This is a genomic window from Bradyrhizobium sp. HKCCYLS20291 (assembly GCF_051167715.1).
GTDB lineage: Bacteria > Pseudomonadota > Alphaproteobacteria > Rhizobiales > Xanthobacteraceae > Bradyrhizobium.
In genome coordinates, this window is the sequence record NZ_JBNPTO010000010.1 from 44,966 (window position 1) to 62,917 (window position 17,952).

A 17,952-nucleotide genomic window follows, 5' to 3' on the forward strand; every position below is an offset into this window, starting at 1 on the left:
AAATCCAACATCGGAACAGTGACCATGGCCTTCGTGGAACGGGTTTTCTCGGGCGTCCAGCCGACCGGCAACCTGCATCTCGGCAACTATCTCGGCGCGATCGTCAACTTCGTGAAGATGCAGGAGACGCACAACTGCATCTATTGCGTCGTCGACATGCACGCGATCACCATGCCGATCGACGTCTGGGGCGGTCCCGCCGAGCTCGCGCGCAACACCCGCGAGGTCACGGCCGCGTTCATCGCCGCCGGCATCGATCCGAAGAAGCACATCGTGTTCAACCAGAGCCAGGTCTCGGGCCACGCCGAGCTCGCCTGGATCTTCAACTGCGTTGCCCGCATCGGCTGGCTGAACCGCATGACGCAGTTCAAGGAGAAGGCCGGCAAGGACCGCGAGAATGCGTCGGTGGGTCTGTACGACTACCCGGTGCTGATGGCGGCCGACATCCTGCTGTATCGCGCCACCCATGTTCCGGTCGGCGAGGACCAGAAGCAGCATCTCGAACTCTCGCGCGACATCGCGCAGAAGTTCAACAACGACTTCGGCGACGCCATCCGTGCGCAGGGCTTCGGCGACGGCCTGTTCTTCCCGTTGCCGGAACCGTTCATTACCGGCCCTGCGACGCGCGTGATGTCGCTGCGCGACGGCACCAAGAAGATGTCGAAGTCGGATGCGTCGGACTACTCGCGCATCAACCTGACCGACGATGCCGACACGATCGCGCAGAAGGTCCGCAAGGCCAAGACCGATCCGGAGCCGCTGCCGAGCGAGGAGAAGGGCCTGGACACGCGTCCCGAGGCCGACAATCTCGTCGGCATCTACGCGGCGCTGTCGGACCGCAGCAAGGCGGAGGTGCTGCGCGACTTCGGCGGCGGCCAGTTCTCCAGCTTCAAGAGCGCGCTGGTCGAGCTGTGCGTCACCAAGCTCGGTCCGATCGCCGCCGAGATGAAGCGGCTGACGGCCGACCCCGGCTATGTCGACTCGGTCCTGGTCGACGGCGGCGAGCGTGCCCAGGCCATCGCGGCGGAGACCATGAAGACGGCAAAGGACATCGTCGGCTTCATTCGCAAGCGCTGACCCGGGACCGCTCGGCGCCGCCTGCACCTGTAAATGGAACCTGCGGCCCCTCTCCCCAACGGAGATGGGCTGTGGCAGCATTGCCGCCACATCGAACGTGCAGCAGCGGGCGGGACGCGGGAATGGCGGCGCAGCGGCAGAGCTACCAGACCGGCCATGCACCAAAGGGCCTGGTCGTGGTCGACGACAGTGCGGAATGGGACCGCGCGATCCGCTATGCCGGCCGCTGGGCACTGCGATCAGGCGGCCGCATCGTGATGCTGCACGTCATCGAGACCGAGGACCAGAACCAGCAATGGCTGGGCGTCGCCGACCTGATGCGCGCGGAGGCTCAGGACGAAGCCAATGCGGCGCTCGATCAGGCTGCGGCGATGCTGGGCGTCATCGGTATTTCAGCACCCGAACGCGTCATCCGGGAGGGTGATCCCACCACGCAGATCCTGGCCACGATCGAGGCCGACAGCGACATCGCGCTGCTGGTGCTCGCCGCGAATTCGGGTCCGGAGGGCCCCGGCCCGCTGGTCACCCACGTCACCAAGACCATCGGGGCTTTCCCGGTTCCCCTCGTGATCGTGCCGGGCGATCTCGCCGACGCCGATATCGACGCGCTGTCATAGGGTTGCTCGGAAAGCGCCGCGCCGATCCTCTTGATCGTGCGCACACCCTTGCCATCTGCTAAGAGACACCTCACAGGCCGGCCTTGAACCGGCGCTGCCGGAGAAAATCATGTTCATCCAGACTGAAGCCACCCCCAATCCCGCCACCCTGAAGTTCATCCCGGGCCGCGTCGTGCTGCCGGCCGGAACCATGGAGTTCGCGAGCCGCGCTGCCGCGGCGCGCTCCCCGCTGGCCGAGCGCCTGTTCGCCGTCGACGGCGTCGCCGGCGTGTTCTACGGCGCCGACTTCATCACCGTGACCAAGAGCGACGGCGAATGGCAGCACCTGAAGCCTTCGATCCTCGGCGCGATCATGGAGCACTACATGTCGGGAGCGCCGCTGCTCGCCGACGGCAGCGCCGCCAACGACGCCTCCGCCGACGAGGACGACGAGTTCTATGACGAGGCCGACACCGAGACGGTCGGCATGATCAAGGACCTGATCGAGAGCCGCGTCCGCCCGGCGGTCGCCAATGACGGCGGCGACATCACCTTCCGCGGCTTCAAGGACGGCATCGTCTATCTCAACATGAAGGGCGCCTGCTCCGGCTGCCCGTCATCGACCGCCACCCTGCAGCACGGCATTCAGAACCTGCTGAAGCATTTCGTGCCTGAAGTGGTCGAAGTCCGGCCGATGTGAAAAGGGGCGAGTAGCGAATAGGGAGTGGCGAATAGAAGCTTCGCCATTCGCTGCTCGCGTCCAGACGAGATCCCCCACGTGTTTGCGAGTGCGGCCGGCCGTGCGTCGGCCGGCTCCCGAGACCGAGTGACGACTGACGACCACGTGCCAGAAGCACTCGCTTGCTTCGGACGGGCGCTGAGCAGCACCCCGCATGAGTTGCGGAAGCCGCCCAAGAGAACGCGTGCACGGCTGCTGCCGAAAACACCGTCAAAGCGCGCCCTTCACGGCCGACGGATGATCCTGCGGGCGCCCGCCCAACCGCATCGCCTAAGGACAATTTGGACGGACCTGGAAAGATTTGCTTGAACGGGCGCTGATTCAGTAACTTAGCTTCTTGATGAGCGCGCGCTGATGCGTTGGCCCTGACGCGGCTGGCGGACAACGGCAACTGACTTTATCAAGGTACCGCAAGCGTTTTTCCGACCTCATTCACGCGAACCCGACCGGATGCTGATACTTGCCATCGATACGGCCTTGGACCATTGCGCGGCCGCTGTCCTGGATGCCGCCACCGCCGAGATGCGGGCGCAGGAGACGCTGCCGATGAAGCGCGGTCACGCCGAGGCGTTGATGCCGCTGCTCGCCGGCGTGATGCGGCAATCCGGCATCGGCTTTCCCGATCTCGACCGGATCGCGGTGACGACCGGGCCCGGAAGCTTCACGGGGCTGCGGGTCGGCCTCTCCGCCGCCCGCGGCATCGCGCTGGCGGCTCACAAGCCGGTGGTCGGCGTCACCACGCTATCAGCCTATGCGGCGCCGGTTGTCAGCGAGGATCGCGACAACCCAGTGATCTCGGTGATCGATGCCCGGCACGATCATCTCTACTATCAGGTCGTGAGCGGCAGCGGCGATGAGCTGATCGCACCGCAGGTTGCGGCCATCGACGACGTGCTCGCCGCCGCCCGTTTCGGCGCACCCCATCTCGTCGGCAATGCTGCGGCAATCCTGGCCGAGCGCTGGCCCGGTGAGGCTGCCGCACCGGTCGCGGTCGACACCCAAGCCGGCCCCGACATCACCTGGGTCGCCTGGCTCGGGGCGGCAGCGGATCCCGCGCAGGCTCCGGCGCGGCCGTTCTATCTCCGCGCGCCGGACGTCAAGCCGCCCGCCAACGCGCCGCGCGAACCGGCCCAGACGTCCGTATCCTCATGAACATGCTCTTCCGGTGGCTCGGCCGCTCCAAGCCCGCGATCGAGGCAGCCTCGCCGCGCGATGCCGCCCGGCTCGCTCAGATCCACGCCGCCTCGTTTCACCGCGGCTGGGGCGAGGGCGAGTTCGAGACAATGCTGGCCGAGCGAAACACCCTGATCCATCGGCTGCGGCTCGGGCGCAAGCTGGTGGGCTTTATCGTGTCGCGCATCGGGGCGGACGAGGCCGAAATTTTGTCCGTCGCACTTGACCCAAATCAGCGCGGCCGCGGATTTTCTCGTGATCTGCTGCTCGTGCATCTCGGGCACCTGGCGGGGCGCGGCGTCCGGACGGTTTTCCTCGAGGTCGAGGAAAACAACCAGCCGGCTCGCCGACTCTATGAACGCGCCGGATTTGCGACCGTCGGGCGGCGGGAGCGCTATTACCTTCAGCCTGGCGGAGAACAGTTGAATGCGCTTCTGATGCGCCGGGACTTGTCGTAACCTGCGCTTGGTGGCAGAAAGCGCATCCTTGAGGCGAGACACCATGACTTCTTTGAAAACACCGCCGGCGCTGGGTTCCTCCGGAATCGAGGCGCGATGTGCCGCGACCGGCATGCGCATGACCGAACAGCGCCGGGTGATCGCCCGCGTGCTCGCCGATTCCACCGATCATCCCGACGTCGAAGAGCTGTACCGGCGCTGTGTCGCGGTGGACGACAAGATCTCGATCTCGACGGTCTATCGGACCGTGAAGCTGTTCGAGGATGCCGGCATCATCGAGCGCCACGATTTCCGCGAAGGTCGCGCCCGCTACGAGCAGATGCGCGACAGCCATCATGACCACCTGATCAATCTGCGCGACGGCAAGGTGATCGAGTTCACCTCGGAGGAGATCGAGAAATTGCAGGCCGAGATCGCCCGCAAGCTCGGCTACAAGCTCGTCGACCACCGGCTCGAGCTTTACTGCGTGCCGCTCGACGAAGAGACGAATGGCTGATCCGGCGCGGCCCTCCAGCTTCGATCTCGTCATTTTCGATTGTGATGGCGTGCTCGTCGACAGCGAGGTGATCTCCTGTCAGGCGCACGCCGACGTGCTTAGCCTGTGCGGCTATCCGATCAGCGCCGACCAGGTGTTCGATCGCTTTCTCGGGCGCTCGTCGAAGCAGGCGACGGCTGAGGTCGAGGCTGAGCTCGGCCGCAGCCTGCCGGCCGATTTCAACGCCAAGCTCCAGGACCGCCTGTTTCGCGCCTTCGAGCACGATCTGCATCCGGTCGCCGGCATCGTGGACGCCCTCGACGCGCTCGACGTCCCGGTGTGCGTTGCGTCCTCCGGCTCGCATCAGCGCATGCGCGTCAGCCTCGGCGCGACCCGGCTCTACGATCGTCTCGCCCCGCATATTTTCTCATCCTCCCAGGTCGAGAACGGCAAGCCGGCGCCCGATCTGTTCCTGTTCGCGGCGGCGCAGATGAACGCCCGGCCCCAAGCCTGCGTGGTCGTCGAGGACAGCCTCGCCGGTATCCGGGGCGGCATCGCCGCCGGCATGACGGTGCTCGGATTCCACGGCGGCAGCCATTGCCGGCCCGGTCATGCGGACAGCCTGCGGGAGGCCGGCGCTACGCTGGTTTTCGACGATATGCGGCAATTGCCAATCATTCTCAATCAGCTTGGCGAGAAAGCCGTCCCGCTCGCTGGATTTTCGGCCGCCTAGGCTATATCTGAGCCCGGCGCCGAGGTTGGCGCGCTCCCGACCGCACGCAGGTTCATGACGCCGCGCAAGCTGCACATCAAATCCTATGGCTGCCAGATGAACGTCTACGATGCCCAGCGCATGGTGGACACGCTGGGGCCTGAGGGTTTCGTCGAGACCGCCGACGCCGGCGACGCCGACCTGGTGATCCTCAACACCTGCCACATCCGCGAGAAGGCCTCCGAAAAGGTTTATTCGGAGCTGGGGCGGCTGCGGGTCGCCAAGGAGGAGGCGGCGCGACAGGGCCGCGCGATGCAGATTGCGGTCGCCGGCTGCGTGGCGCAGGCCGAAGGCGCCGAGATCATCGCCCGCGCTCCCACCGTCGACGTCGTGGTGGGCCCGCAGAGCTACCACCATCTGCCCGAGCTGCTCGCCCGCGCCCGTCATGGCGACCGCGCGATCGAGACCGAATTCCCGGCCGAGGACAAGTTCGGCTTCCTCGCCAAGCCGAGCCGCGAGGCGATCCGCGCCCGCGGCATCTCCGCCTTCGTCACGGTGCAGGAGGGTTGTGACAAGTTCTGCACCTTCTGCGTGGTGCCGTACACGCGCGGCAGCGAGATGTCGCGGCCGGTGGCGCGGATCGTCGACGACCTGATGCAGCTGACCGAGAGCGGCGTCCGCGAGATCACGCTGATCGGCCAGAACGTCAACGCCTATCACGGCGCCGGCCCCGATGGCCGTTCCTGGACGCTCGGGCAATTGCTGTATCGGATCGCCGAAATCCCGGGCGTAGCGCGCATCCGCTACTCGACCAGCCATCCCAACGACGTCGACGACAGCCTGATCGCCGCGCACCGTGATCTGCCCTGCGTGATGCCGTTCGTGCACCTTCCGGTGCAGTCGGGCTCCGACCGCATTCTCGGCGCCATGAATCGCAAGCACAGCGCGGACGATTACCGCAGGGTTGTCGACCGTTTCCGCGCCGTACGGCCGGACATTGCATTCTCTTCCGATTTCATCGTCGGGTTCCCCGGCGAGACCGAGGAAGATTTTCGCGCCACCCTCGCGCTGATCGACCAAATCGGCTACGCTGCAGCCTATTCTTTCAAATATTCGCCGCGTCCGGGCACCCCGGCGGCGGACATGCAGGAGATGGTGTCAGCGACCGAGATGGACGAGCGATTGGAGCGCCTCCAGAGCTTGATCGACAGCCAGCAGGCGGCCTTCAACAAGGCCGCGATCGGCTCGGTCGTCGACGTGTTGTTCGAACGCGCCGCGCGCAAGCCCGGTCAGCTGGTCGGACGCACGGCGTATCTGCAGCCGGCTCACGTGATGGCGTCCGACGACATCATCGGCCAGGTTCTTCCGGTGCGCATCGACAGTCTCGAACGTTACAGCCTGCTCGGCGAGCTCGCCACGGCAGGCGCCGCGCCCCGTCCCGAAATTGCATCCCTCATGTCCATCGGAGGCTGAGCACTTGCCCAAGAGCGCATCGGATTCATCTTCCCTCGCTCCCAGCCGCAAGTTCGACCGCGACATGTCCATGCCCCCCGAGACCCAGGTCGTCATCGACTTCGACGACAACCGTGCCGCTTCCGCGCTGGTCGGCCCCTACGGCCAGAACCTGGCCCTGGTCGAGCGCCGCCTCGGCGTCGTCGTGGATTCGCGCGGCAACCACATCACCATCGGCGGCAGCCGCGACGGCTGCGATGCCGCGCGCCGCGTGCTGGAATCCCTGTACGCCCAGGCGGTGAAGGGCCAGGACCTGTCGCAGGGCGACGTCGAAGGCGCGATCCGCGCGGTGGTCGCTCAGGGCTCGCTGTTCGAGTTCGACGCCAAGAACGGCAAGAACGCGTTCGAGAGTATCAACCTGCGCAAGCGCCCAGTGCGCGCCCGCACTGCCGCGCAGGATTCCTACATCCGCGCGCTGAAGCGCCATGAGATGGTGTTCGGCATCGGCCCGGCCGGCACCGGCAAGACCTGGCTCGCGGTGGCGCATGCGGCGCAGCTGTTCGAGCGCAAGGAAGTCGATCGCATCATCCTGTCACGCCCCGCGGTCGAGGCCGGCGAGCGGCTCGGCTTCCTGCCCGGCGACCTGCGCGAGAAGGTCGATCCCTATCTGCGCCCGATCTACGACGCGCTGTACGATCTGATGGATGCGCGGGTCGTCGAGCGCGCGCTGCAGGCCGGCGAGATCGAGATCGCGCCGCTCGCCTTCATGCGCGGCCGCACCCTCACCAACGCTGCGATCATTCTCGACGAAGCTCAGAACACGACATCGATGCAGATGAAGATGTTCCTGACGCGCCTCGGCGAGAACAGCCGCATGATCATCACCGGCGATCCCTCGCAGGTCGATCTGCCCAACGGCCAGACATCCGGCCTCGCCGAGGCTGCACGCCTGCTCGACGGTGTCGAAGGCATCGCGCAGGTCCGCTTCACCGGCGAGGACGTCATTCGCCACGAATTGGTGGCGCGCATCGTTGCAGCCTATGAGGGCCCGAAGGCCCGCTGACATCGGAGCAAGCTCGCCGATCGGCGCATGCTCTCAGCGCCATCCGCACAGAACTCGACCAGGATGCCACAAAGTCCCATTCCAACCACCGAGGTGATCGTCGCAGCCGACTGCTGGCAGGACCAGCCCGACGCCGAGGACGTCATACATCGCGCCATCAACGCCGCCGCCGAGATGGTCGACGCCGATGTCGGCGACGCCGAGATCGCAGTCATGCTGACGGACGATCAGGGCATCCGCACCTTGAACAGCAATTGGCGCGGCATCGACAAGCCGACCAACGTGCTGTCGTTTCCGGCGCTGCAGCCGACCGGCCCGCGCTCTGACGACGATGCGCCGCGCATGCTCGGCGACATCGCCATCGCCTACGAGACGATGCGGCGCGAGGCCGACGAGGAGCAGAAGCCGTTCGACCACCATCTCAGCCATCTCACCGTGCACGGCTTCCTGCATCTGATCGGCTACGATCATGAGACCGATGACGAGGCCGAGGAGATGGAGGCGCTCGAAACCGAGATCCTGGCCCATCTCGGCATCCCCGATCCCTATGCCGACCGGGAACGGACGAATTGATCATGGCCGATTCCGAACCCGTCCACGACAATCCGCGCAACACGCGCAATCTTCCGGCCGTGGTGCCGCCGGCCGAGCTCGGCCGCTCGCCAAGCGAGAACTGGCTGTTTCGCGCGCTGCGCAATTTGTTCGGCTGGAAGGGCGGCGGGTCGGTGCGCGACGATCTGCAGGTCGTGCTCGATGCCTCGACGCCCGACGACATCGGCTTCTCCGCGGTCGAGCGCACGCTCCTGCGCAACATTCTCGACCTGCATGAACGCAGGATCGCCGACGTCATGGTGCATCGCGCCGACATCGTCGCGGTCAGGCGCGACATCACGCTCGGCGAACTGATGAGTTTGTTCGAGAGCGCGTCGCATTCGCGTCTCGTCGTCTACAATGACACGCTCGACGATCCCGAGGGCATGGTCCACATCCGCGACCTGCTCGCCTTCACGACCGCCCAGGCCCGCGTCTCGGACGAGGTGAAGGCGCGGCGCAAGAAGCCGCTGCCGGCCGGGCTCGATCTCAAGGCGGTCGATCTGTCGATGCCGCTGTTCGAAGCCAACATCATACGCAAGCTGCTCTACGTGCCGCCGTCGATGCGCGCGATCGACCTCTTGGCGCAGATGCAGGCCTCGCGCATCCATCTCGCGCTGGTCGTCGACGAATATGGCGGCACCGACGGGCTGGTCTCGATCGAGGACATCGTCGAGCAGATCGTCGGCGAGATCGACGACGAGCATGACAACGACGAGCCGCCGGCGATCATGCGCCAGGCCGACAATGCCTTCATCGCCGACGCGCGTGCCAGCCTCGAGGACGTGCGCCGGGTGATCGGCGAGGAGTTCGTCACCGGCGAGGCCGGCGAGGGCGTCGAGACGCTCGGCGGCTATCTGGTCAACCATGTCGGCCGGCTGCCGGTGCGCGGTGAGCTGATTTCCGGCCCCGGCGATTTCGAGGTCGAAGTGCTGGATGCCGATCCGCGCCGCGTCAAGCGCCTGCGCATCGCGCCGCGCAAGGAGCGTCCCACGCCGCGGCCGCCGCGCGAGAGCCGGCGGCGCGAAGCTGCAGCGGACGTCACGCCGCCGGAGGCGAGCCTTCCCGCCGAGCCGGCCCCGCCGGCCGACCCCGGTCCGGTGCCCAGTCGCGACGACAGCATCCCGCCACAAGGCGACGGAGCCAGCTCACAGTGAACAGCCCTTCGAAGATTCGCGGCCTCGCGCTTGGCATTGTGCTGGCCTGGGGCTGGAAGCGCGCGGCCATCGCGCTGGCCGCCGGAGCCGTCTCCTCGCTGGCCATGGCTCCGTTCAACGCCTGGCCGGTGCTGGCAATCACCTTTCCGGTCGTGGTTTGGCTGATCGACGGCGCCGCCGCCGGACGCCGGCGCGGGCTCCCCGCGGCCGCCCTCGCCGGCTTCTGCTTCGGCATGGGCTATTTCGTCCCTGGCCTGTACTGGATCGGCAATGCCTTCCTGGTCGACGCCGAGACCTTCGCCTGGCTGATGCCGTTCGCCGTGCTCGGGCTGCCGGCCTATCTCGCGCTGTTTCCCGCGCTCGGCTTCGCCTTGGCGCGGTTGATTTGGACGCAGGATGCAACCCGCATCCTCGCGCTGGCGGTCTGCCTGACGGCCAGCGAATGGCTGCGCGGCCACGCCCTGACCGGTTTTCCCTGGAACACGTTCGGCTATGCGCTGTCGCAGCCGCTGGCGTTGGCGCAGTCCGCTTCCGTGATCGGACTTTGGGGCATGACGTTGCTGACGATCGCGATCTTCGCCAGCCCGGCCGTGCTGATCGACGGCAAGCGCTGGCGTGACGGCTGGCGTGTGCCGGCCGGTGCGGCCGTCCTGCTCGTCGTGATGGGCGTATTCGGCGCCATCAGGCTGGCCCAGCAGCCGACCGCCCTGGTCCGCGATCTCAAGCTGCGGATCATGCAGCCGAACCTGCAGCAGGACGTCAAATTCAATTATGGCGCCAAGGCCGACGTGATGCGGCGCTATCTGACCCTGTCGGACCGCGCCTCCGGTCCGAACGCCAACGGCGTCCGCGACACCAACATCCTGATCTGGCCGGAATCCGCGTTCCCGTTCTTCCTGACCCGTGAAGCGGACGCGATGCGGCAGATTGCTGACCTGCTGTCTCCCGGCACGGTGCTGATCACCGGTTCGGTGCGCGCACCGGACGGACCGCGCAACGTCCCGGTCACCCGCGCCTACAATTCGATCTATGTCATCGATCACGACGGCAGCGTGCTGTCGGTCTACGACAAGCTCCATCTGGTCCCGTTCGGCGAGTATCTGCCGTACCAATCCGCACTGGAACGGATCGGCCTGGAGCAGTTGACGCGGCTGCAAGGTGGCTTTATTGCAGGTACGACGCGCCGCAACCTGGACGTGTTGCACGCACCGCGTGTTCTTCCTTTGATCTGCTACGAAGCAATTTTTCCGAGTGACAGCGCTGTCAACAACGGGGAACGGCCCGGCTGGATCGTCAACCTCACGAATGATGGCTGGTTCGGCATCTCGACGGGTCCTCATCAGCATCTGCAGCAGGCGCAGTGGCGTGCGATCGAACAAGGACTTCCATTAGTTCGATCTGCGAACACTGGAATCTCAGCAGTGATCGATCCCGTTGGTCGTATCATCGCGCAATTGCCGCTGGGCGCAGAGGGAATTCTCGATTCGGCATTGCCCGTCGCGTTGCCGCCGACGGTCTACGCCAAGGCTGGTGATATTCCGGCCATCATCCTGTTAGTGATCGCCCTGAGCACGGTTGTGCGCCGACGTGTTGCCAAAAAGCTTCCCTGACGCTGCCAAATTTGGATTCTTTCCGCTGCCGTAATATTTTTTTTGACAAGCAAAACTCCAAGTGTTGACAGATAGCTGCTGCAATTCGCATTCTCGCGCGGCAGCATGAAGCCGCTCAGTTTGTTGCTCGACCGTCCTTCGTTAGTACGACCTGCGAGCAGAAATTGACGGTGTGAGCGCCTGAGGCATACTGCGACCGCCTCGTTCCGGGGCCTGATTTCTAGGGAGTTGAGAGATGTCGACGAAAGCGCCCAACCCTGTTGACAAGCACGTCGGCAGCCGGGTGCGGATGCGCCGTATCATGTTGGGCATGAGCCAAGAAAAGCTCGGTGAGGCTCTCGGGCTCACGTTCCAGCAGATCCAGAAGTACGAAAAGGGCACCAATCGTGTCGGCGCCAGCCGGATCCAGCAGATCTCCGAGGTTCTGCAGATCCCGGTCTCCTTCCTGTTCGAAGGAGTCCCGAGCGGCGGAATCAACGGTGGCGAAAGCTTCGAAGGCTCCTCTCCGGCCTATGTGTCGGATTTTCTGGCGACCTCCGAGGGCCTCGCTCTGACCCGCGCCTTCACGCGGATCCACGACTCCAAGCTCCGCCGCAGCATCGTCGACCTCGTCGAGCAGATTGCTGACCGCGAAGCGCCTGAAGAAGACGCCTGATCTAGCCGAGCTCGAAGTTCCGATCGGGCCGGCGTCGCCGTCTCCGTCGGGACTTTGAACGCGAAGACGCCGTGAAATCAGAGATTTCGCGGTCGACCTCGCGCCTGGTTCCAGCGCCACGCTGGCGCTGCACGATGATGTTCTTCGCTGCGCCATGCGAAGAGGATGGTCGAGACGTCCTCGTCCCGTGTGCCCTTTGCGCCGATGCCTTCCGGGTCTCGCGCGGCTCCGATGCAGTTTCCAGCTGATCAAATCGGGCGACAAGCCCTCCTGATCTTGCAGCACGGCCGGTAACGGTTCCCGGGCGGAACAGGGTCGCGCCAGCACTCATTTTGTTCGCATGTGGCTTGGTGTATGACCGGCGCCAGCCGACGGGCGAAAGCGCCCTCACATCAGCAGTTACCATTTCCTAACCCTTGAGACGGCCTCTCATCACTCATGACCGACGCCAATTCGTTCGATAGTCGCACAATTCTTGAAGGCATCCGCCGCTGGGTCGAAATCGAGACGCCAACCGAGGCGCCCGAGCAGGTCAACCGATTGGCCTCCCTGGTCGCGGACGGCTATCGCGGGCTCGATGCGACGATCGAGCGAATCGCCGGCTGCAATGGCTGCGGCGATCATCTGGTGATGCGCTCATCCTGGGGACAGGACGAGCCAGGCATCCTGATTCTGAGCCATCTCGACACCGTGCACCCGATCGGCTTCATCGAGCGCCTGCCGTTCGCGATCGATGGCGACACAGCCTTCGGCCCCGGCATCTACGACATGAAGGGCGGCGCGTATCTGGCCTATCACGCCTTCCGGCAGCTCTGCGCCGCGGGCGAGCGATCGCCGCTCGGCATTACTCATCTGTATGTGTCCGACGAGGAGATCGGCAGCCCGACCTCACGCGCCCTGATCGAGGAGGAAGGCCGCAAGGCGAAGTACGTGCTGGTGACCGAGCCTGCCCGCGACGGCGGCAAAATCGTGACCGGTCGCAAGGGCGTGGCGCGTTTCGAAGTTGCGATCCGCGGCGTGCCTGCGCACGCCGGCGCGCGCCCGCAGGACGGGCGCAGTGCGATCCGCGAACTCGCCAACGTGATCCATGCGCTCGAGGCGCTCAACGATCCCGCGCGCGGCATCACCGTGAATGTCGGCGTGGTCCGGGGCGGTACGCGCCCGAACGTCATCGCGGAGGAAGCCTACGCAGAGGTCGATGCGCGTTTGCCGTCGCCGGCGGACGCTGACGACATCGTGCCGAAGATCCTCGGGCTCAAATCACGCAGTGACGGCGTCACCGTCGAGGTCAAGGGCGAAGTCAACCGGCCGCCTTACGTGAAGGGCAACGCCGGCGCCGCGCTGTTCGAGCATGCGAGATCGCTCGCCGAAGAGATCGGCTTCGAACTCTTCGACACCTACACGGGCGGCGGTTCGGACGGCAATTTCACTGCGCCGTTCACGGCGACGCTGGACGGCCTCGGTGTCGACGGCAAGGGCGCGCATACGCATTACGAGCAGATGTACATCTCCTCGATCGAGCCGCGGGCGCGACTGCTCCACCGGCTCTATCAGACCCTGCGGTGAGCGCCCCGATGCTGCCCATCGACGACGATCACACCGGCAACGACACTCTGCACGGCCAAGGCTCGTTCTTCGGCCGCCGCAAGGGTCATAAGCTGCGCGCGCACCAGGCCGACTTGGTCGAGAACCTGCTGCCGCATCTCGCGCTCGATCTGTCAGCACCTGCCGAATCCGTGCTGCCGACCTTGTTCGATCCCCCTGTCGACGCGCTGCGGCTCGAGATCGGGTTCGGCGGCGGCGAGCATCTCGCCGCGGAAGCCAAGGCCTATCCAACGACGGGATTCATCGGCTGCGAGCCCTATGTGAACGGCATGGCCAAGATCCTCTCGGCGATCGAGGCCGACAACATCGGCAATGTCAAGCTGCTCGCCGGCGATGCCGCGGAGTTGCTCGGCTGGCTGCCGCCGCAATCGCTGCAGCGGATCGACCTGATCCATCCCGATCCGTGGCCGAAGCGGCGGCACTGGAAGCGGCGCTTCGTGCAGGACGCGACCATCGCGGCGATGGCCCGTGCATTGAAGCCCGGTGGCGAATTCCGCTTCGTCAGCGATATCGCCGATTACTGCGCCTGGACCCTGTGGCACATGCTGCGTTCGCCGGACTTCGCATGGACCGCCGAGCGGGCCGACGACTGGCGCCTGCCCTGGCCGGGCTACACGATGACCCGTTATGGGCGGAAGGCCACGCGCGAAGGCCGCGTCGCCAACTACCTGATCTTCCGGCGACGCTGACGCGAGACGAAATAGTTCAATGCCGCGTCTTCCAGAATGCGACGACGCGCTCGGCTGTCGATGACGCCAGCCGTGCGTAGTTGACGCGGATGACGTCGATGTCGCGCTGCGCCGGCACGCGCTTTGGCCCGAGCCGCAGCAGAATCAGCGCGTGCACGGTGCTCCAATCGAGCCCGATCACGCGACCGAGAATGAGAAGCGGATCGTGGCGATCGCCTGCGACAAGACGATCGAGCGTCGCGATCTTCAGCCCGGACATCGCAGCGAGCGCTGCAATCACCTCCTCGTATTTGCGGTCCCGCGCGAAGCCGAGCAGCGCGGCCTCGTCGAGTGCGTCCGCCTCATACAGCGACAGAATCGTCCGCTGCGCCGGCACGAAATTGCGCCTGCTCGCGGTCGCACTTGCCGCATCGGCGAGTTCGGCCATCGCCTGCCTGATCCTAGCCTGCTTGTCCGATCCGACGACGTCGAACAGCCGCCGCTTGATCACGTCGAGCGAGCCTGTGAGCAGTTGCTTCAGATGTGCGTCGGACAGATCCCCGCGCTTGCCCACCGTGAGCGTCAACACGCCATCGAAGCTCGCGCGATTGACCAGCTCGGAATAACCAGCGTCGGAGAACGTCGCGCCATGGTTCGCTGCCGTCCGTCGCACCACATCGCGATCTCCGCGACGGACGAGCACGTCCGTGGTGTCAGCGGCAAGTTGGGGCCGCTCGGCGATCGCGAGCAGATGGCCCTGGCTCTTGCCTCTTGCGATGTTCGTCAGTTCACCGTCGTCGAGCACGGGCGAACGGCGCAGCAGCGGAGCCGCAACCATCACTTCGTCGTCACACGCGAGCTGACCGACGACGGCGCGCGGCACCTTGACGAGGCGCGACAGCCGCTCGGACAGATCGACCCGCGTCGGCACGTCGGCGAACGGGACCAGATCCATCAGCAATCCGTCGAACAGATTGACATGCTCGGGACGCAGCCGCGCCGCATCCTCGAAAAACAGCTCGGCGATGCGACGCGTGGCCTCGAGGCCGCGCACGGCGTCACCCTGCCTGACGATCCCATCCAGCCCGGGGATCAGCGCGGTCGCGGGGGTCATGATGTCTACTCGGTACGCAACGCCACACCATCGTCCGCCGCTCCCAGCCCGGAGCACGCGAACGGTTACGAAAACGCGGTCCAATTTATGCGATCTTGGTGAACGAAGGATTAGGCCTGAACCGCTGCGGCGAACGCCGCCAAGAAGGCGCCACCCCGGCCGGCCGCGCACCGGAGTTCCGCGCCCGCGTTTAGGACAACACGACCCTTGCCGTCCGTCGGCAAAGCGGCTATATGAGCGCCATCAATCATCTCATATACGATCGCGTAGTGAGGGTGGGCCCTTCCGGACCCGCTCTTTTTTGTTAACTGGATCGCTCTGCCTTTGGCGCGATCGGTCCGGTGAGCGCGATCGACCTGGCCCAACAGCCGAACCAAGCAAGACACGCGATCGACGCCTCGATGACGGAACCAACGTTCGCAGCCGCTGATACCGAGCTTTTGACCGAGCCCCGCCTCGTGGTCGAGCCGGGCGTGGCCGCGCGGGTTGCTGCCGTGGCCGATCCGGTGCTGCAGGGAATGGGTTACCGCCTGGTGCGGATCCGTATTTCCGGCGAGTCTGGCTGCACCGTCCAGGTGATGGCCGAGCGTCCCGACGGCACCATGCAGATCGAGGATTGCGAGGCGGTGTCGCGGGCGCTGTCGCCAGTGCTCGATATCGCCGACCCCATCGAACGTGCCTACCGGCTCGAGATCTCCTCGCCGGGCATCGACCGGCCGCTGGTCCGCCGCTCCGATTTCGAGCGTCATGTCGGTCATCTCGTCAAGATCGAGATGGCGGTCGCGCATCAGAACCGCAAACGCTTCCGCGGCATCATCAAGGGCGTGGAAGGCGACGGCGTCCGTATCACCCGCGACGACGTGGCGAAAGACCAGGACCCCGATGTCGTGCTACCGATGGCCGACATCGGCGACGCCAAGATGGTGCTGACGGACGAGCTGATCGCCGAGTCGATGCGCCGCGGCAAGGCCGCCGAGCGCGAGAGGAAGCGCGACCTCGGGCTCGCCCCGCCGCTGGCACCGCATGCCAAGCCGGCCGCGCAGGCCAAGCCGAAGCCGAAGTTGAAGGACAAGCAGCCGGTCAAGAAGCCGCTGCCGACCAATACCAAAAAGCATCGCCTCGCCGCCGACCGCGCGCGCAGAGGCGAGATCGATCCTGATTAGAGGAGACCAAAGCCATGGCCGTCAGCGCCAACCGGTTGGAACTGCTGCAGATCGCCGACGCCGTCGCGCGCGAGAAGTCGATCGACCGTGGCATCGTGATCGCCGCCATGGAAGACGCGATCGCCAAGGCCGCCCGCGCCCGCTATGGCAGCGAGACCGACGTGCATGCCGAGATCGATCCGCGCAAGGGCGAGCTCCGGCTTTCGCGCCACATGCTGGTGGTCGAGAAGGTGGAAAACCCCTCCAACCAGATCTCGCTCGATGACGCGCGCCGCGCCAATCCGGGTGCACAGATCGGCGACACCATCGCCGACACCTTGCCGCCGCTGGAGTATGGCCGCATCGCCGCGCAGTCGGCCAAGCAGGTCATCGTGCAGAAGGTGCGCGAGGCCGAGCGCGACCGGCAGTACCAGGAATTCAAGGACCGCATCGGCGACATCGTCAACGGCGTCGTCAAGCGCGTCGAATATGGCAGCGTGATCCTCGACCTCGGCCGTGGTGAGGCGATCATCCGCCGCGACGAGATGCTGCCGCGCGAGGTGTTCCGCAACGGCGACCGCGTCCGCGCCTACGTCTTCGACGTCCGTCGCGAGACCAGGGGACCGCAGATCTTCCTGTCGCGCACTCATCCGCAGTTCATGGCCAAGCTGTTCGCGCAGGAAGTGCCGGAGATCTATGACGGCATCGTCGAGATCAAGGCGGTCGCCCGCGACCCCGGCTCGCGCGCCAAGATCGGCGTCGTGTCGCGCGATTCCTCGGTCGACCCGGTCGGCGCCTGCGTCGGCATGCGCGGCTCGCGCGTGCAGGCCGTGGTGAACGAGCTGCAGGGCGAGAAGATCGACATCATCCCGTGGTCGCCTGACATCGCGACCTTCGTGGTCAACGCGCTGGCGCCGGCCGAAGTCGCCAAGGTCGTCATCGACGAGGACCGCGAGCGCATCGAGGTCGTCGTTCCCGATACCAACAACCAGCTGTCGCTGGCGATTGGCCGCCGCGGCCAGAACGTCCGTTTGGCTTCGCAGCTGACCGGCTGGGACATCGACATCCTGACCGAGCAGGAGGAGTCCGAGCGCCGCCAGGCCGACTTCGAGAACTCCACCCGCGTGTTCATGGAATCGCTCAACGTCGACGAGGTCGTCGGCCAGCTGCTGGCGTCCGAGGGCTTCACCTCGGTCGAGGAATTGGCGCTGGTCGATCTCAAGGATCTCGCCGGCATCGAGGGTTTTGACGAGGAGACCGCGACCGAGCTGCAGACCCGCGCCCGCGAATTCCTGGAGCAGCAGGAGGCCGAGCTCGAGGCCCGGCGCAAGGAGCTCGGTGTCGAGGATGCGGTGAAGGACGTGCCCGGCGTCACCACCAAGATGCTGGTCAAGTTCGGCGAGAACGACATCAAGACGGTCGACGATCTCGCCGGTTGCGCCACCGACGATCTGGTCGGCTGGACCGAGCGCAAGGAGGGCGGCGAGCAGACCAAGTTCGCCGGTATTCTCGACGGCCTCGATGTCTCGCGCGATGACGCCGAAGCCATGGTCATGCAGGCCCGCGTCAAGGCCGGCTGGATCACCGAGGCCGACCTTGCGAAGCCTGAGGCCGAGGCCGAGGACGAATCCGAAGAACAGACCGCCTGAGCCATGGATACGGTGA

Annotated in this window: 18 protein-coding genes; 17 read left to right on the forward strand and 1 reads right to left on the reverse strand. The window is 65.6% G+C overall.

Annotated elements, in window-relative coordinates:
* Nucleotides 1–24 precede the first annotated feature (24 nt).
* The 15 genes from trpS (at nt 25) to ACQR07_RS21950 (ending at nt 14,052) form a co-directional block, all read left to right on the forward strand.
* Entirely contained in the window at nt 25–1,077 is a 1,053-nt protein-coding gene (trpS, locus tag ACQR07_RS21880; protein WP_434904232.1) for a tryptophan--tRNA ligase, read from the forward strand.
* 122 nt (nt 1,078–1,199) lie between these two features.
* The gene (locus tag ACQR07_RS21885) at nt 1,200–1,694 is read left to right on the forward strand and encodes a universal stress protein (protein WP_434904233.1); all 495 of its coding nucleotides are present in this window, start codon (nt 1,200–1,202) and stop codon (nt 1,692–1,694) included.
* A gap of 109 nt (nt 1,695–1,803) precedes the next feature.
* On the forward strand, nt 1,804–2,373 hold the full coding sequence (locus tag ACQR07_RS21890) for a NifU family protein (protein ID WP_434904234.1): 570 nt from the start codon (nt 1,804–1,806) through the stop codon (nt 2,371–2,373).
* Nucleotides 2,374–2,862: 489 nt separating this feature from the next.
* Nucleotides 2,863–3,564, forward strand: coding sequence for a tRNA (adenosine(37)-N6)-threonylcarbamoyltransferase complex dimerization subunit type 1 TsaB (tsaB, locus tag ACQR07_RS21895; RefSeq protein ID WP_434904235.1), 702 nt, complete (start codon nt 2,863–2,865; stop codon nt 3,562–3,564).
* Entirely contained in the window at nt 3,561–4,043 is a 483-nt protein-coding gene (gene rimI / locus ACQR07_RS21900) for a ribosomal protein S18-alanine N-acetyltransferase (RefSeq protein WP_434904236.1), read from the forward strand. Before tsaB ends, rimI begins: the two co-directional genes overlap by 4 nt.
* 43 nt (nt 4,044–4,086) lie before the next feature.
* Nucleotides 4,087–4,539 (forward strand): Fur family transcriptional regulator, encoded by a 453-nt coding sequence (locus ACQR07_RS21905; protein WP_434869727.1) that lies wholly within the window; start codon nt 4,087–4,089, stop codon nt 4,537–4,539.
* On the forward strand, nt 4,532–5,251 hold the full coding sequence (locus tag ACQR07_RS21910; RefSeq protein ID WP_434904237.1) for an HAD family hydrolase: 720 nt from the start codon (nt 4,532–4,534) through the stop codon (nt 5,249–5,251). The genes ACQR07_RS21905 and ACQR07_RS21910 overlap by 8 nt, the downstream gene beginning before the upstream one ends.
* Before the next feature lie 54 nt (nt 5,252–5,305).
* The gene (miaB, locus tag ACQR07_RS21915; RefSeq protein ID WP_434904238.1) at nt 5,306–6,703 is read left to right on the forward strand and encodes a tRNA (N6-isopentenyl adenosine(37)-C2)-methylthiotransferase MiaB; all 1,398 of its coding nucleotides are present in this window, start codon (nt 5,306–5,308) and stop codon (nt 6,701–6,703) included.
* A 64-nt stretch (nt 6,704–6,767) separates the two neighbouring features.
* The gene (locus ACQR07_RS21920; RefSeq protein WP_434869724.1) at nt 6,768–7,745 is read left to right on the forward strand and encodes a PhoH family protein; all 978 of its coding nucleotides are present in this window, start codon (nt 6,768–6,770) and stop codon (nt 7,743–7,745) included.
* 63 nt (nt 7,746–7,808) lie between these two features.
* The gene (ybeY, locus tag ACQR07_RS21925; RefSeq protein ID WP_434904239.1) at nt 7,809–8,318 is read left to right on the forward strand and encodes an rRNA maturation RNase YbeY; all 510 of its coding nucleotides are present in this window, start codon (nt 7,809–7,811) and stop codon (nt 8,316–8,318) included.
* A 2-nt stretch (nt 8,319–8,320) separates the two neighbouring features.
* Nucleotides 8,321–9,493: a hemolysin family protein gene (locus ACQR07_RS21930; RefSeq protein WP_434904240.1), complete on the forward strand. Its 1,173-nt coding sequence runs from the start codon at nt 8,321–8,323 to the stop codon at nt 9,491–9,493.
* The gene (gene lnt, locus ACQR07_RS21935; RefSeq protein WP_434904241.1) at nt 9,490–11,103 is read left to right on the forward strand and encodes an apolipoprotein N-acyltransferase; all 1,614 of its coding nucleotides are present in this window, start codon (nt 9,490–9,492) and stop codon (nt 11,101–11,103) included. The genes ACQR07_RS21930 and lnt overlap by 4 nt, the downstream gene beginning before the upstream one ends.
* A gap of 235 nt (nt 11,104–11,338) precedes the next feature.
* A complete protein-coding gene (locus tag ACQR07_RS21940; protein WP_434869720.1) occupies nt 11,339–11,758 on the forward strand; it encodes a helix-turn-helix domain-containing protein in 420 nt (139 codons plus the stop codon).
* Nucleotides 11,759–12,196: 438 nt separating this feature from the next.
* Entirely contained in the window at nt 12,197–13,324 is a 1,128-nt protein-coding gene (locus ACQR07_RS21945; RefSeq protein WP_434904242.1) for a M20 family metallopeptidase, read from the forward strand.
* A gap of 8 nt (nt 13,325–13,332) precedes the next feature.
* Nucleotides 13,333–14,052, forward strand: a complete 720-nt coding sequence (locus ACQR07_RS21950; protein ID WP_434904243.1) for a tRNA (guanine(46)-N(7))-methyltransferase TrmB — start codon at nt 13,333–13,335, stop codon at nt 14,050–14,052.
* 16 nt (nt 14,053–14,068) lie between these two features.
* Here ACQR07_RS21950 and ACQR07_RS21955 read toward each other — a convergent pair whose 3' ends face one another.
* Complete coding sequence (locus tag ACQR07_RS21955; protein WP_434904244.1) at nt 14,069–15,145, reverse strand: DUF2336 domain-containing protein; 1,077 nt, start codon at nt 15,143–15,145, stop codon at nt 14,069–14,071.
* A 401-nt stretch (nt 15,146–15,546) separates the two neighbouring features.
* Between ACQR07_RS21955 and rimP the strand changes: the two genes are divergently transcribed.
* Nucleotides 15,547–16,308, forward strand: a complete 762-nt coding sequence (gene rimP, locus ACQR07_RS21960; protein ID WP_434904245.1) for a ribosome maturation factor RimP — start codon at nt 15,547–15,549, stop codon at nt 16,306–16,308.
* 14 nt (nt 16,309–16,322) lie between these two features.
* Nucleotides 16,323–17,936: a transcription termination factor NusA gene (nusA, locus tag ACQR07_RS21965; protein WP_434869716.1), complete on the forward strand. Its 1,614-nt coding sequence runs from the start codon at nt 16,323–16,325 to the stop codon at nt 17,934–17,936.
* The last annotated feature ends 16 nt before the right edge of the window (nt 17,937–17,952 follow it).

Coding starts and splice junctions, on each gene's coding strand:
- trpS (WP_434904232.1), top strand. CDS start 25: ATGGCCTTCGTGGAACGGGTTTTCTCGGGCGTCCAGCCGACCGGCAAC.
- ACQR07_RS21885 (WP_434904233.1), top strand. CDS start 1,200: ATGGCGGCGCAGCGGCAGAGCTACCAGACCGGCCATGCACCAAAGGGC.
- ACQR07_RS21890 (WP_434904234.1), top strand. CDS start 1,804: ATGTTCATCCAGACTGAAGCCACCCCCAATCCCGCCACCCTGAAGTTC.
- tsaB (WP_434904235.1), top strand. CDS start 2,863: ATGCTGATACTTGCCATCGATACGGCCTTGGACCATTGCGCGGCCGCT.
- rimI (WP_434904236.1), top strand. CDS start 3,561: ATGAACATGCTCTTCCGGTGGCTCGGCCGCTCCAAGCCCGCGATCGAG.
- ACQR07_RS21905 (WP_434869727.1), top strand. CDS start 4,087: ATGACTTCTTTGAAAACACCGCCGGCGCTGGGTTCCTCCGGAATCGAG.
- ACQR07_RS21910 (WP_434904237.1), top strand. CDS start 4,532: ATGGCTGATCCGGCGCGGCCCTCCAGCTTCGATCTCGTCATTTTCGAT.
- miaB (WP_434904238.1), top strand. CDS start 5,306: ATGACGCCGCGCAAGCTGCACATCAAATCCTATGGCTGCCAGATGAAC.
- ACQR07_RS21920 (WP_434869724.1), top strand. CDS start 6,768: ATGTCCATGCCCCCCGAGACCCAGGTCGTCATCGACTTCGACGACAAC.
- ybeY (WP_434904239.1), top strand. CDS start 7,809: ATGCCACAAAGTCCCATTCCAACCACCGAGGTGATCGTCGCAGCCGAC.
- ACQR07_RS21930 (WP_434904240.1), top strand. CDS start 8,321: ATGGCCGATTCCGAACCCGTCCACGACAATCCGCGCAACACGCGCAAT.
- ACQR07_RS21940 (WP_434869720.1), top strand. CDS start 11,339: ATGTCGACGAAAGCGCCCAACCCTGTTGACAAGCACGTCGGCAGCCGG.
- ACQR07_RS21945 (WP_434904242.1), top strand. CDS start 12,197: ATGACCGACGCCAATTCGTTCGATAGTCGCACAATTCTTGAAGGCATC.
- ACQR07_RS21950 (WP_434904243.1), top strand. CDS start 13,333: ATGCTGCCCATCGACGACGATCACACCGGCAACGACACTCTGCACGGC.
- ACQR07_RS21955 (WP_434904244.1), bottom strand. CDS start 15,145: ATGACCCCCGCGACCGCGCTGATCCCCGGGCTGGATGGGATCGTCAGG.
- rimP (WP_434904245.1), top strand. CDS start 15,547: ATGACGGAACCAACGTTCGCAGCCGCTGATACCGAGCTTTTGACCGAG.
- nusA (WP_434869716.1), top strand. CDS start 16,323: ATGGCCGTCAGCGCCAACCGGTTGGAACTGCTGCAGATCGCCGACGCC.